Origin of the sequence: Escherichia fergusonii ATCC 35469 (assembly GCF_000026225.1) — a bacterium.
Lineage (GTDB): Bacteria > Pseudomonadota > Gammaproteobacteria > Enterobacterales > Enterobacteriaceae > Escherichia > Escherichia fergusonii.
Genome location: NC_011740.1, coordinates 1,148,863 through 1,161,696, shown reverse-complemented (window position 1 = coordinate 1,161,696; position 12,834 = coordinate 1,148,863). Strand labels below are relative to the sequence as shown.

Here is a 12,834-nt window from a genome sequence, read left to right as displayed (position 1 = left end):
TTAAATAACAAATTATAGTGGCGGCACTTCGATAATAATGTGTTCGTGGAGTGGAACCATGCTAAAAGCAGAAATGATCGACAAACTGAATGAGCAGATGAATCTGGAACTCTATTCTTCTCTGCTGTATCAACAAATGAGTGCCTGGTGTAGTTATCATACTTTTGAAGGTGCCGCTGCCTTCCTGCGCCGCCATGCTCAGGAAGAGATGACGCACATGCAGCGTCTGTTCGATTATCTGACCGACACGGGGAATTTACCACGTATTTCCCCAGTGCCGTCGCCGTTTGCCGAATATGAATCACTGGATCATTTATTCCAGGAAACCTATAAGCATGAGCAGTTAATCACTCAGAAAATTAATGAACTTGCACATGCGGCTATGACCAATCAGGATTATCCGACATTTAATTTCCTGCAATGGTATGTCGCTGAGCAGCACGAAGAAGAGAAATTATTTAAATCTGTTATTGATAAATTATCACTGGCAGGTAAAAGCGGTGAAGGTCTTTATTTTATCGATAAAGAACTCTCTACGCTTGATGTGCAAAATTAACCCATTTACGGTGAGGAACTTCCTCACCGTAATTTAATTAATGGCGGCAAATCTTACTTTCATCCGTTGTAAAACCATCAACCAGGGGAATGAACTTCCCTTTCGCAGCCAGAAACGCCACTAATTCAGCCGCTGTCATTTCTGATGCAGAACAGGTGTGAAACCGTGCCTGCTCACCGAATTTTGCCTTAATAGCCGCTTCCAGGCTCGCTTCGCTGTACTGCTCACCAGATTCAATCATCATGTTCAATACTTCATGCCCGTGAATGGAACTCATCACATACCTCCACACCAAAAGGCCGTAGCCTGCCATGACGTTCTTTACTCTGCTTTGCGCTAAAACAGCATTTTTTGCTTTTCATTGTAAACATTTTTATACAGAGCATGTAACGGTGATTTGACGAAATTAAGCGGATACCGTACTCTGCGCCGCAGAAGTCTCTAATGAATTGTTCCAGGACAGAAGAAAGCGTGAAAAACAGAACTCTGGGAAGTGTTTTTATCGTGGCAGGAACCACAATTGGCGCGGGTATGCTGGCAATGCCCCTTGCCGCTGCCGGTGTTGGCTTTAGCGTGACACTGGTATTGTTGATCGGACTGTGGGCATTAATGTGTTACACCGCATTGTTATTGCTGGAAGTTTATCAACACGTTCCGGCAGATACCGGGCTTGGTAGTCTGGCGAAGCGCTATCTGGGACGCTACGGTCAATGGGTGACTGGCTTCAGTATGATGTTTTTAATGTACGCCCTGACCGCAGCCTATATTAGTGGTGCGGGGGAGTTGTTAGCTTCCAGTATTACAGACTGGACAGGCCGTGAAATCTCTCCGGCAGCTGGCGTGCTGCTGTTCACCTTTGTTGCCGGTGGAGTAGTGTGCGTGGGCACGTCGTTAGTGGACCTGTTCAACCGTTTTCTCTTCACTGCAAAAATTATTTTTCTTGTGGTTATGCTGGCGCTACTGATGCCGCATATTCACCAGATTAATCTACTAACTTTACCGGTTGAACAAGGACTGGCTTTATCTGCTATTCCGGTTATTTTCACCTCGTTTGGCTTTCACGGCAGCGTGCCAAGTATTGTCAGCTATATGGAAGGGAATATTCGGAAGCTACGCTGGGTGTTTATTACCGGCAGTGCGATTCCTCTTATTGCCTATATATTCTTGCAACTGGCGACACTCGGCAGTATTAATTCCAGTACTTTTTTAGGCTTGTTAGCTAATCATGCCGGGCTGAACGGATTATTACAGGCGCTACGTGAAGTTGTGGCCTCGCCACATGTGGAACTGGCTGTACATCTGTTTGCTGATTTAGCATTGGCGACTTCATTTTTGGGGGTATCGCTGGGGCTTTTTGATTATCTGGCAGATCTGTTCCAACGGAGAAACAACGCCAGTGGTCGACTGCAAACCGGGGTCATCACTTTTTTACCCCCGCTGGCTTTTGCCCTCTTCTATCCGCGTGGTTTTGTCATGGCGTTAGGATATGCAGGTGTGGCATTGGCTGTTCTGGCCCTGTTAATTCCTTCTTTGTTAGCCTGGCAAAGCCGTAAGCGCTTCCCGGAAACTACGTGGCGAGTGGCGGGTGGAACACCTATGCTGGTAATTGTATTTATTTGCGGCGTCGCGGTGATCGGCATTCAGTTTATGATTGCAGCAGGATTGCTACCCGAGGTGGGATAAAAACAAGGCCCGAGAGTCGTGCTTTCGGGCCTTTAATGATTAATGCAAGCAGCACTGTTTAAATTTCTTGCCGCTACCACACGGACAAGGATCATTACGTCCGACTTTATTTTCGACTCGTATTGGTGCTTGTACAGCTTTTTCCTGTGGGTGTGCCATCCAGTATGCATGTAAATCCAGCGCCGCCATGCGTATGGCGTCAACACTCTCTTCAAATGCTTCTGGTGTCAGTTTTTCAACTACCGAGAAATTCTCTTCTCTGCCATGCAGTCCAATCGCATCCAGCGCAGGTTTTAACGACTCAGGAAGTGCCGACCAGTCACTGAGTGAAACACCGCGCATATAACCAAAACACCACTCTTCAACGATAGTTAATTCCTGGCCGTCGATATCGCGCAAACTAAAGAGCGGATCAAACTGATCGGGATAATCATTCAGACGCTCCGCAGTATCAGCAAAATGCTGAAATACGAGCTGCATAAAGCGATTCATCTCTTTTTCCGATGCCCACTTCGGCACATACTGCGCCCCACCCCAGATGGCAATCATCCACTGCTCTGGTTCAATCTCATACGGAGAACTCAGCACCGCCGTCAGTAATCCATCCAGTTCAGAAACATCCAGAATAGCGTGTTCAGTGTTGTACTTGGTGAGTACATCGTCCAGCCACTCCAGTTCGCTTTCGTTTAACGGTCCTGTATTCATCGCGCTTGTCCTCAGTGAAAATAAATCGCTGGGTCTATCTTACATGCCAGACGTGATATCGCCTACTTACCAAAAAGTAAGCCGCGTATAAATCTAACCGACACACTCCTGTAACCACTGGCTTACTTCTGCCAGGCGCTGCGCGGAATCCGCCAAATCTTCTGGTGCCGCCAGTACCACTTCCGGTATTGGACAGATTTCATAACTTTCAAGTAATGGGCCTTTTAAGGTGTCCGTGCAGCGTAAATGCCAGACATGGCGTAACCCCGTGGCGTTGATATAGCTCTCGCCATAGCCAATGGTGCGAATCTGAATATTTCCCGACCCACAGAGACGTGAGAGAAAAAGCCGATCAGCCTCGCTGATGGGTAATTGCGTCAGATTAATGCTGTGCGGCTGCGCGTCGGGGTTACGTACATGTGCCAGTAATTCATGCGCCAGCGGTAGGCCATTCATCAGGCCATCGATGGGCGGCGGTAGCAACGAGTCTGTCGGCAAGACGTTTTGCGTTGCCGCCTGCCACAACGCCAGCGGCGCGCAGCCTGCCTCCAGTTTGTCCTCCAGCAACTGTTCACCGCGACGTCTGCGTACCCGCCATAATCCGCAGAAGATCGCCTCCTGAATTTCACTTTCACTACCATCAACCTGCTGAATGCGCACTGACACTTCCCCTTCCCCGAGAAGCGTATTGATAAAGTGACGATCGTCGGCGTTGAGATTGAACAGATCGACTGCCAGCACCTCACCCAGCGGCGGCTGGCGTTCGCTTAGTTGATGTTGTAACTCGTTTAATAGCGCAATCACCTGCGGGCTATGAGCACATTGCTCCAGGGCCGCCATACTCGGTTCATCATTCACCTGACAGGTAATCGGCAGTGGATTCATGCTAAAACTGTCATCATCAGGCTGCGTTCCGGGTCCCAGTAGATGGAAAAAAGTTTCGCTCATGAGGCACGCTCCTGTTGCGGTTCGACAAGCCCGCGCATCAGGTTTATCAGTTCCGCCCACGGGTGAATACCATTCAGCACGCCGCGATAGCTACCACCGGTAAACACCAGTGTGGCGGGAAAACGAAATACGCCAAAGCGATCGCCGATGGCTTCGCTTTGCTCAAGGTCGGCAATCGCTACCTGCCATGTATAATCAGGAAACTCGCGCAGTAATTCGCCAATCATTACCGGATTATCGCTAACCTCTGGCGTGCGTTTCGGGTCACTGCTTAATAACACCACACCGTCTGGCGCTTGCGTAAGCCAGTCGTCAAGACGGGATTCACTGATCGGCGTCCAGCCGCGCGCCAGCATACGTTGCCACAACGCATCAAATGGCGTGTCGTTGCTCATTCCTGCTCCTCCAGCGTCATCCGGTACTGGCGCAAGCGAACGCCTTCGTAGTTTTCCATCGACAGACAGTCATAATTGAGACAGCGCGATTCATTAGCCGGTTGCGGCACAATTCCCCACACAGCCAGTTGTACCAGCGCCGCCTGTTCCGCGGCGGGCAGTTGCTCCCGAGCCAGTTCGCTCAGGCTACCGCCGTAGTCGTCGAGCATCGCGGGTTGCAGGCCGACGAGGGCAATATGTGCTGGCAGATTTCCGCGGATATCTGCCAGCGCCAGTACTTCGGAGAAACTGTTCTGGTGCAGGCTCATTTTCTTCGCGCTGAGATAGGCCGGAATGCGTTCTCCGGCATACGTTCGTAGCGCTCCGGGTTCCAGCCCGTAATCAATGGCGTCGAGAATCAGCAAGTGGCTGGCGCTTTCGACATACCCCAGCAAGTTCAGTCCCTGAGTGCCGCCATCAACAATCTCGACTTCATCGGGCCAGTGGTAATGGGCATACAACCGTTCCGCCACCCGCACGCCGAAGCCTTCATCGGCCCACAGCAGATTGCCCAGTCCCATGACCACCACGCGTTGCTCACTCATGAACGCTCCTTGTTACTCATTTTGCCAAATTTGTGGCTACGGTAGCCGTTAACCATGGTGGAGATCACCGTGTCGTCGGACATGATGTCTTCACGCAGCGCCATGTAGACATGACCGATCACAAACGCGCCAATCAGCCACATCCCCAGCCGATGCCAGCTGTGAATGTCCATTGAGTTGCCCCCCGTCCAGTAGAAAAATTCCACCACATAACGGAACGGCGCAAAAATAGCGTACTGGCTGTGTTCGCTGTACAGCGCAAAGCCGGTGATGATCATAAAGACCGACATCAGGAAATAGCCGAACATCGCCGCCTGGGCGATGGGGTTATGGCCTATATCGGCACTCGGACGTTTTGCCAGAAACAGATACCAGCGGATTTCATACCACACGCCCTGCCACCAGCTTTTACGCCATACCGGCACAATAAACAGCTCGCGGGAGTAACGATTGCCAACAAAAGCCCAGTAGATCCGCATCAGCAAAACCACGGTAAAAATCATCCCGGCACTGAAGTGAATTAACCTGATGTATCCCATATAGAACAGATACGTCGCCTCACCGCTGACGGAAGGCAGCGGCTTGCCGATAAAGTAACCGGTGACCATCAACACCGCCATGCATAACACCGTCAGCCAGTGCCAGATCCGCACGGGCGCTTCAAAGACATAGTGACTGACAACGTTGTCGCTTTTCTGTTGCATGATGATTCTCCTTCGCTGTTAACGCACCTGCACGGAGATCAGCTCGCTACCGTCGTCGCCCAGCACGTGTGTTGAACAGGCGAGGCACGGGTCAAAGCTGTGCAGAGTACGCAGGATCTCCAGCGGTTGCTCGGGGATCGCCATTTTGGTGTTCATTAGCGCGGCTTCATAAGCGCCAATTTGCCCTTTGGGATCGCGCGGGCTGGCGTTCCAGGTGGTCGGCACCACACACTGGTAGAGATCAATCTTGCCATCGCGAATGGCGGCCCAGTGGCCTAGCGCTCCACGCGGCGCTTCGGTAAAACCGACACCACGGCACTCTGTTGGCCAGGTTGCTGGTTCCCATTTTTCCGTGGAGGCGGTGGCAAGATTGCCGTTTTTCAGGTTGGTCATCAGCTTGTCGAAGAAATACTGCAACTTACCTGCAGCCCACTGCGCTTCGTGCGCGCGGCACAAAATGCGGCCCAACGTTGACTGGATGCCGGAAAGTGGCAGGTTCAACGCCGACATCATGCGATCGACCGACTCAACGGTCGCAGCATCGCCTTTGTGATAAGCGATCAATGTGCGTGCCAGCGGCCCCACTTCCATCGCGTTACCGCGCCAGCGTGGCGCTTTGATCCACGAGTAGCGTTCCTGTTCATTCAGTTGCTGAATGTTGGTGTCGCTGCCTTTGACATCGCCGGGGTTGTACCACGGGTCGGTAATGCCATCGAATGGATGACGACCGACCTGATCATTGGGATAACGATACCAGGCGTGATCGACAAATTCCTGCACCTGTTGCGGATCGACTAAATCCACTGGCAGCACATTTTTGAAGTCGCCGTTGATCACCGCGCCGCCAGGCATTAGTAGACTTTTCTCGCCAAAGTCGTTGGCAATATCCGGGAAAGCGCCGTAACTGAGGACACATTTATCAGAAAGACCGGTGCCGATTTCGCTCCACGGTTTGTTAAACTGACCGATGGCTAAAGCGTCAGGGATCATCACGTTATTAATGAAATCCGCCGTGCGGGAAATGATCGACTGCACCAGATTCAGGCGCTCCATATTGACCGCCCCGACCGCACCACTTTCGTCAATGTTGATAGCGCACGGCATCCCGCCAACAATCCAGTTTGGATGTGGGTTTTTACCACCAAAGACCGCGTGGATTTTGACAATTTCACGCTGGAAATCGAGAGCTTCGAGATAGTGAGCAAAGCCCATCAGGTTGGCTTCTGGCGGCAGTTTATACTGCGGGTGCCCCCAGTAACCGTTACGGAAGATCCCCAACTGCCCGCCTTCAACGAATTTCTTCAGTCGGTTTTGCACATCGAAGAAATAACCAGGGGATGATTTCGGCCATGAGGAGAGGCTTTGCGCCAGTTCGGAGGTTTTCCGCGGGTCGGCTTTCAGCGCATCTAACACATCAATCCAGTCCATCCCGGCAAGCTGATAGAAGTGCACCAGATGATCGTGGCACCACAGCGTTGCCAGCATAATATTGCGGATGATATTGGCGTTGTCCGGCACTTTAATACCGATGGCATCTTCGATGGCGTAAACCGAAGCCAGGGCGTGTACGCCAGTACAGACGCCGCAGATACGTTCAACGAACGCCCACGCATCGCGTGGATCGCGGCCTTGCAGGATGATCTCCAGCCCGCGAAACATGGTGCCGCAAGAAACGGCATTGGTGATCACATTTTGATCGTTAATATTCACTTCGCAGCGCATGTGGCCTTCAATGCGCGTAATCGGGTCGACCACCAGGCGGCGTCCGGCATTGTTGATGGTGTATCCCTGAGTTTCGTACTGAGTGCTCATGCCTGTTTATCCTCGTTGCCCGGCTGGTGTTCGGTTTCTGTAGGTTGCTGGTTATGACGTCTGCGCTGGTCAACGGCGCTGGCGACTGCGTGCACACCAACAGCCGCTGCCACCACGCCAAGCGCGGTTAAACCGACGGTGTCGGCGGTGGAATGAGTACCCATTTGCGGAATATCGACCACGCGGCTGTAGAACGAACCGCGATCCCAGAAGCCATTCTCAGAACAGCCCAGGCAGCCGTGACCAGACTGGATCGGGAAAGAAACGCCATCATTCCAGCGTGTGGAAGAGCAGGCGTTATAGGTGGTTGGCCCTTTGCAACCCATTTTGTACAGGCAGTAACCTTTGCGCGCGGCGTCGTCATCCCAACTCTGGACGAACTCTCCGGCGTCGAAGTGAGCGCGGCGATAGCATTTATCGTGAATACGCTGACCATAGAACATCAGCGGACGCCCCATTCTGTCGACATCCGGCAAGCGATCAAAGGTCACCATGTAGGTAATGATGGCGCTCATCACATCCGGGATCGGCGGGCAGCCCGGCACTTTAATGATCGGTTTGTCGGTGATCACTTTGTCGATTGGTGTGGCCTGCGTTGGATTGGGCCGCGCGGCCTGCACGCAACCCCAGGAAGCGCAGGTTCCCCAGGCGATAATCGCACTGGCTCCGGCGGCGGCGCGTTTGAGTTTTTCAATAAACGGTCGACCACTGCTGATACAGAACATCCCCTGCTCGCCCAGCGGTGGATTACCTTCTACTGCGAGGATATATTTGCCATTGTATTGCGTGATGATGTCTTCAAAGACTTCTTCCGCCTGGGTTCCGGCAGCAGCCATCAAGGTATCGTCGTAATCGAGGGAAATAAGAGAAAGAATGACGTCCTTCGCCAGTGGGTGAGCGGAGCGGATAAAAGATTCGGTACAGCAGGTGCATTCAAGACCGTGGATCCACACCACAGGAATGCGCGGTTTATTCTCCAGCGCCCAGGCAATCTTCGGAGCCATTCCCGCGCCTAATCCCAGCGAGGTGGCAGCCAGACTGCAATATTTGAGAAAGCTGCGCCGGGTAACGCCCTGACGCCGCATGGCCTGGTAAAATGTTTCCTCGTTATTCATATCGCACGTCTCTTCTCCTTGCGACACCGGCAGGACACCGGGCGCTTATGGTCGGCAAGCGACGTCCCTGTAGCAAGGCAAACCATCGCTTCACGTGAGATGCTGAAAACGAAAGCTCATCCTTCTGCACTGGCGCACGTCGCCAGAAAGTAATGATCAAAAGCGTAGTCCATCAGCGACACAAAACAATATAGTTAGTATGGGTTTATCCATTTACGCTATATTTAGGACCGTAATCTCCATTGCACTAACGATAACATTGGCAAGCGTCACCCCTGTCAAATAAATCTCAAGGGGTGTTAATCAGGATTAGAAATAATATTCAACGGTTTCTTCTTCTCTGATCTGTTCAGGTTGGAAACTAAATATCTTGAGGAGGGATTGATACTGTCTGCTTTGTTCTGACGTGATTTTCAACGGATTATGACTAATATTAAGTAACTTGAGTGTAACGGGTAAATTATCTGGCATATCTTTTAAATTATTATCATTGAGATATAAATTGACTAATCCGAAAGGTAAGCGCGAAGGTAAATGCTCCAGTCTGTTACCATGAAGTTTTAAATACGTAATACTGGCAGGTAAATCATCAGGAATGGTCGTCAGACACAGATGACTCAAATCCAGTCGAGTATCACTATGGTTCAGACATCTTGTTACTCTGGCAAGGGCTTCAGACCTTTTCTCATCCAAAGTTCTGTCCTTTGCCCATTCATACCATGTGTTCAGAATACGCCAATTGATAGTGTCAATGATGGCCTGTCGAAAGCTATTCACCAACTCCGGTTTATCAATATTTATTTTTTGTGAATTACTGTTATTTCCCTGACTAAGCAACAAAGAAATATTCTGGGTGATATTAATAACATATTCGTTATTTCTGAATTGTTGTGTATCACTCTGCCAGCAAGATTCCAAAAATTTCAAAACTGGCCTTTCGTCCTTAATTATCTCATCACGTTTGTTTTTTATATATAAAATCACACTTTCGGAAAAGTTATTAAAATCTTCGGCTGAGGGTTGATGTGTATTATTTATTCCTGTTGTCATCTTTCCGGCTTCCATTGTCAATGACGGGTAGGATATATCATTAACCTAAGTGAAAGGAAAAAATATCAAAAATCGCTCAATTATAGAGAAGAAAGAAAAATCAGGGTTTAAGAGATCAGAACAGGTAGTCTGACCGGAGCGCTTAACTAAATCAAAAAAAGAAAAGGGGTTAGCATTTAGCTAACCCCTTCTTTTATCTGGCGGAAGCGCAGAGATTCGAACTCTGGAACCCTTTCGGGTCGCCGGTTTTCAAGACCGGTGCCTTCAACCGCTCGGCCACACTTCCGGAATGACGCGCACTATAAACATCCCGATGTCTCGTGTAAACCCCTAATTTGTTTGCTTGCCTGAAAAACAACCAATTAATGTTTAATGGATTCAATTTTAAGCTAAACGAGCAGAAAACCGACAATTCACCTGCTTCTATCGCTCCTTTTTTTGCATCAACCTTTACCCGACTGCCTGCTGTTAGCCTGAACACTCTGTAAAGACGTAAAACATGTTCCGGATCACATGCGTAAAGAAGGGTAAAACCTCTGGGTAGCTTTCAGCTATATCATTATGCTGCGTTATTAATTACACCTGTCATAGAGAGTGACTCAATGGATCGTATTGTTAGTTCTTCACATGACCGTACATCGTTGCTCAGCACCCATAAGGTGCTGCGTAATACCTATTTTCTGCTAAGCCTGACGCTGGCCTTTTCTGCGATTACCGCAACTGCCAGTACGGTGCTGATGCTGCCGTCTCCGGGCTTGATTCTGACGCTGGTGGGTATGTATGGTTTGATGTTCCTGACCTATAAAACGGCGAATAAGCCGAGCGGGATTATCTCCGCATTCGCCTTTACCGGTTTTCTGGGTTATATCCTCGGACCAATTCTGAATACTTATCTGTCTGCTGGAATGGGTGACGTAATCGCTATGGCACTGGGCGGAACGGCGTTAGTGTTCTTCTGCTGTTCTGCGTATGTGCTGACCACCCGCAAAGATATGTCCTTCCTCGGCGGTATGCTGATGGCGGGTATTGTGGTGGTGCTGATTGGTATGGTTGCTAATATCTTCCTGCAACTGCCTGCTCTGCATCTGGCGATCAGCGCGGTGTTTATTCTGATCTCCTCCGGCGCGATACTGTTTGAAACCAGCAACATCATTCATGGCGGTGAAACGAACTACATTCGTGCCACGGTTAGCCTGTATGTTTCGCTGTACAACATCTTCGTCAGCCTGCTGAGCATTCTGGGCTTCGCCAGCCGCGATTAATCTCATCCGCTAACACTTTCATAGCCTCGCTTTATGCGGGGCTTTGTTTTTTGTTACACTGCCGCCAGTTTGATTAAGGTAGTAATAATTATGCTGATCTTCGAAGGTAAAGAGATAGAAACGGATACCGAAGGCTATCTCAAAGAAAGCAGCCAGTGGAGTGAGCCGCTGGCGGTGGTGATTGCAGAGAACGAAGGGATTACGCTGTCGCCAGAACACTGGGAAGTGGTGCGTTTTGTGCGTGATTTCTATCTGGAATTCAATACTTCTCCGGCAATTCGTATGCTGGTAAAAGCGATGGCGAATAAGTTTGGTGAAGAAAAAGGTAACAGCCGCTATTTATACCGACTGTTCCCGAAAGGTCCGGCGAAGCAAGCCACCAAAATTGCTGGCCTGCCTAAACCGGTAAAATGTATTTAACGGATACGAAAATCCGTTAATTCCCCCGAGGGATGATGCGGCTCGCTGAGCACCCGTTCCACACGCGCAGAACGCGGGCCGCCACTCTTCAACCACTGCATTAATTTTTCCACCTGCCCTTCTTCACCGCAGGCAACCACTTCCACACTACCATCGTCAAGATTTTTGGCGTAACCGGTTAATCCCAGCCTTTTCGCTTCGTACTGGGTGGTATAGCGAAACCCTACGCCCTGAACCCGGCCGTAAACCCAGGCAATTATGCAGACTTTCGACATGACTGCTCTCCTTATCCTTAATGGACGCGTTGCAAATCCATGGAAAACTCCGGACAATGGCGCCCATTTCTTTGCATCGATAGAATAGTTAATTATGAGTGTACGTTTAGTGTTAGCCAAAGGGCGCGAAAAATCATTACTTCGTCGCCATCCGTGGGTCTTTTCCGGGGCCGTTGCCCGCATGGAAGGTAAAGCCAGCCTCGGTGAAACCATCGATATTGTTGATCATCAGGGAAAATGGTTAGCACGCGGCGCTTATTCGCCAGCTTCGCAAATCCGCGCGCGCGTCTGGACATTTGACCCGTCTGAATCTATCGACATTGCCTTTTTTACCCGCCGTTTACAACAAGCACAAAAATGGCGTGACTGGCTGGCGCAAAAAGATGGCCTCGACAGCTATCGTTTAATCGCTGGCGAATCCGATGGCCTGCCGGGTATTACTATCGATCGCTTCGGCAATTTTCTGGTGTTGCAACTGCTAAGCGCAGGCGCGGAATATCAGCGCGCGGCATTAATTAGCGCCCTGCAAACGCTGTACCCGGAATGTGCGATTTATGATCGCAGTGACGTTGCGGTACGTAAAAAAGAAGGGATGGAACTGACCCAGGGCCCCGTTACCGGCGAGCTGCCGCCTGCCCTGTTGCCGATTGAAGAGCATGGCATGAAACTGCTGGTGGATATTCAGCACGGACACAAAACGGGCTACTACCTGGACCAGCGTGACAGCCGCCTGGCTACCCGCCGCTACGTTGAAAATAAACGTGTGCTGAACTGTTTCTCTTATACTGGTGGTTTCGCGGTGTCCGCGCTGATGGGCGGCTGTAACCAGGTTGTCAGTGTTGATACCTCACAAGAAGCGCTGGATATTGCACGGCAGAACGTTGAGCTGAACAAACTGGATCTGAGTAAGGCTGAGTTTGTCCGTGATGATGTCTTTAAATTGCTGCGTACCTATCGCGATCGCGGTGAAAAATTTGACGTTATCGTGATGGACCCGCCGAAGTTTGTTGAGAATAAAAGCCAGTTGATGGGCGCGTGTCGTGGCTATAAAGACATCAACATGCTGGCAATCCAGTTGCTGAATGAAGGCGGTGTGTTATTGACGTTTTCCTGCTCTGGTTTGATGACCAGCGATTTATTTCAGAAAATCATCGCTGATGCCGCAATTGATGCTGGTCGTGATGTACAATTTATAGAGCAGTTCCGTCAGGCCGCCGATCACCCGGTGATCGCAACCTACCCGGAAGGGCTGTATCTGAAAGGGTTTGCCTGTCGCGTCATGTAACTTGAAAAGTGAAATTCTGCCCATAGTTCAAGGGTAAAGA

Annotated in this window: 15 protein-coding genes and 1 tRNA gene; 5 read left to right on the top strand and 11 right to left on the bottom strand. The window is 50.2% G+C overall.

The genetic code is table 11. The features are described from left to right. The first annotated feature begins 58 nt into the window (after positions 1-58). Positions 59-556, top strand: a complete 498-nt coding sequence (ftnA, locus tag EFER_RS05685) for a non-heme ferritin (RefSeq protein WP_000909918.1) — start codon at positions 59-61, stop codon at positions 554-556. A 37-nt stretch (positions 557-593) separates the two neighbouring features. Here ftnA and EFER_RS05680 read toward each other — a convergent pair whose 3' ends face one another. Then, on the bottom strand, positions 594-833 hold the full coding sequence (locus tag EFER_RS05680) for a YecH family metal-binding protein (RefSeq protein ID WP_000094892.1): 240 nt from the start codon (positions 831-833) through the stop codon (positions 594-596). A gap of 194 nt (positions 834-1,027) precedes the next feature. Here EFER_RS05680 and tyrP point away from each other — a divergent pair, with 194 nt between their 5' ends. Then, a complete protein-coding gene (gene tyrP, locus EFER_RS05675) occupies positions 1,028-2,239 on the top strand; it encodes a tyrosine transporter TyrP (RefSeq protein WP_024256419.1) in 1,212 nt (403 codons plus the stop codon). Positions 2,240-2,278: 39 nt separating this feature from the next. On the opposite strand, the gene EFER_RS05670 is transcribed toward tyrP, so the two are convergent. The 9 genes from EFER_RS05670 to EFER_RS05630 all read right to left on the bottom strand — a co-directional run bounded on the left by EFER_RS05670 (position 2,279) and on the right by EFER_RS05630 (position 9,838). After that, entirely contained in the window at positions 2,279-2,944 is a 666-nt protein-coding gene (locus tag EFER_RS05670; protein WP_001091689.1) for a YecA/YgfB family protein, read from the bottom strand. Positions 2,945-3,037: 93 nt separating this feature from the next. Further along, the gene (locus EFER_RS05665; RefSeq protein ID WP_000004880.1) at positions 3,038-3,892 is read right to left on the bottom strand and encodes a hydrogenase expression/formation protein; all 855 of its coding nucleotides are present in this window, start codon (positions 3,890-3,892) and stop codon (positions 3,038-3,040) included. Next, complete coding sequence (gene hyaE / locus EFER_RS05660; RefSeq protein ID WP_000063963.1) at positions 3,889-4,287, bottom strand: hydrogenase-1 operon protein HyaE; 399 nt, start codon at positions 4,285-4,287, stop codon at positions 3,889-3,891. Before hyaE ends, EFER_RS05665 begins: the two co-directional genes overlap by 4 nt. Then, positions 4,284-4,871 carry a hydrogenase 1 maturation protease gene (gene hyaD, locus EFER_RS05655; RefSeq protein WP_000003626.1) on the bottom strand — a complete coding sequence of 196 codons (588 nt, stop codon included), beginning with the start codon at positions 4,869-4,871 and terminating at the stop codon, positions 4,284-4,286. The genes hyaE and hyaD overlap by 4 nt, the downstream gene beginning before the upstream one ends. Continuing rightward, complete coding sequence (gene hyaC, locus EFER_RS05650) at positions 4,868-5,575, bottom strand: Ni/Fe-hydrogenase b-type cytochrome subunit (RefSeq protein WP_001186414.1); 708 nt, start codon at positions 5,573-5,575, stop codon at positions 4,868-4,870. Before hyaC ends, hyaD begins: the two co-directional genes overlap by 4 nt. Positions 5,576-5,593: 18 nt before the next feature. Next, positions 5,594-7,387: a Ni/Fe-hydrogenase large subunit gene (gene hyaB / locus EFER_RS05645; protein ID WP_000107363.1), complete on the bottom strand. Its 1,794-nt coding sequence runs from the start codon at positions 7,385-7,387 to the stop codon at positions 5,594-5,596. Continuing rightward, entirely contained in the window at positions 7,384-8,502 is a 1,119-nt protein-coding gene (hyaA, locus tag EFER_RS05640; RefSeq protein WP_002431613.1) for a hydrogenase 1 small subunit, read from the bottom strand. The genes hyaB and hyaA overlap by 4 nt, the downstream gene beginning before the upstream one ends. A 309-nt stretch (positions 8,503-8,811) precedes the next feature. After that, positions 8,812-9,552: a hypothetical protein gene (locus EFER_RS05635; protein ID WP_000206922.1), complete on the bottom strand. Its 741-nt coding sequence runs from the start codon at positions 9,550-9,552 to the stop codon at positions 8,812-8,814. A 198-nt stretch (positions 9,553-9,750) separates the two neighbouring features. Further along, a tRNA-Ser gene (locus tag EFER_RS05630) sits at positions 9,751-9,838 on the bottom strand. Positions 9,839-10,154: 316 nt separating this feature from the next. Between EFER_RS05630 and yccA the strand changes: the two genes are divergently transcribed. Further along, a complete protein-coding gene (gene yccA, locus EFER_RS05625; RefSeq protein WP_000375129.1) occupies positions 10,155-10,814 on the top strand; it encodes an FtsH protease modulator YccA in 660 nt (219 codons plus the stop codon). A 90-nt stretch (positions 10,815-10,904) separates the two neighbouring features. Next, positions 10,905-11,234: a sulfurtransferase TusE gene (gene tusE, locus EFER_RS05620; RefSeq protein ID WP_000904443.1), complete on the top strand. Its 330-nt coding sequence runs from the start codon at positions 10,905-10,907 to the stop codon at positions 11,232-11,234. Here the strand turns inward: tusE and yccX are convergent. After that, on the bottom strand, positions 11,231-11,509 hold the full coding sequence (gene yccX, locus EFER_RS05615) for an acylphosphatase (protein ID WP_000048252.1): 279 nt from the start codon (positions 11,507-11,509) through the stop codon (positions 11,231-11,233). The two genes, tusE and yccX, sit on opposite strands and share 4 nt — an antisense overlap. A gap of 94 nt (positions 11,510-11,603) precedes the next feature. On the opposite strand from yccX, the gene rlmI reads away from it, so the two are divergent. Further along, positions 11,604-12,794 carry a 23S rRNA (cytosine(1962)-C(5))-methyltransferase RlmI gene (gene rlmI / locus EFER_RS05610; protein WP_000116320.1) on the top strand — a complete coding sequence of 397 codons (1,191 nt, stop codon included), beginning with the start codon at positions 11,604-11,606 and terminating at the stop codon, positions 12,792-12,794. Positions 12,795-12,834: the final 40 nt, after the last annotated feature.

What these genes read in the sequence shown, in the direction of transcription:
- ftnA (WP_000909918.1), top strand. Translation starts at nt 59, where the DNA reads ATGCTAAAAGCAGAAATGATCGACAAACTGAATGAGCAGATGAATCTG.
- EFER_RS05680 (WP_000094892.1), bottom strand. Translation starts at nt 833, where the DNA reads ATGAGTTCCATTCACGGGCATGAAGTATTGAACATGATGATTGAATCT.
- EFER_RS05670 (WP_001091689.1), bottom strand. Translation starts at nt 2,944, where the DNA reads ATGAATACAGGACCGTTAAACGAAAGCGAACTGGAGTGGCTGGACGAT.
- EFER_RS05665 (WP_000004880.1), bottom strand. Translation starts at nt 3,892, where the DNA reads ATGAGCGAAACTTTTTTCCATCTACTGGGACCCGGAACGCAGCCTGAT.
- hyaE (WP_000063963.1), bottom strand. Translation starts at nt 4,287, where the DNA reads ATGAGCAACGACACGCCATTTGATGCGTTGTGGCAACGTATGCTGGCG.
- hyaD (WP_000003626.1), bottom strand. Translation starts at nt 4,871, where the DNA reads ATGAGTGAGCAACGCGTGGTGGTCATGGGACTGGGCAATCTGCTGTGG.
- hyaC (WP_001186414.1), bottom strand. Translation starts at nt 5,575, where the DNA reads ATGCAACAGAAAAGCGACAACGTTGTCAGTCACTATGTCTTTGAAGCG.
- hyaB (WP_000107363.1), bottom strand. Translation starts at nt 7,387, where the DNA reads ATGAGCACTCAGTACGAAACTCAGGGATACACCATCAACAATGCCGGA.
- hyaA (WP_002431613.1), bottom strand. Translation starts at nt 8,502, where the DNA reads ATGAATAACGAGGAAACATTTTACCAGGCCATGCGGCGTCAGGGCGTT.
- EFER_RS05635 (WP_000206922.1), bottom strand. Translation starts at nt 9,552, where the DNA reads ATGACAACAGGAATAAATAATACACATCAACCCTCAGCCGAAGATTTT.
- yccA (WP_000375129.1), top strand. Translation starts at nt 10,155, where the DNA reads ATGGATCGTATTGTTAGTTCTTCACATGACCGTACATCGTTGCTCAGC.
- tusE (WP_000904443.1), top strand. Translation starts at nt 10,905, where the DNA reads ATGCTGATCTTCGAAGGTAAAGAGATAGAAACGGATACCGAAGGCTAT.
- yccX (WP_000048252.1), bottom strand. Translation starts at nt 11,509, where the DNA reads ATGTCGAAAGTCTGCATAATTGCCTGGGTTTACGGCCGGGTTCAGGGC.
- rlmI (WP_000116320.1), top strand. Translation starts at nt 11,604, where the DNA reads ATGAGTGTACGTTTAGTGTTAGCCAAAGGGCGCGAAAAATCATTACTT.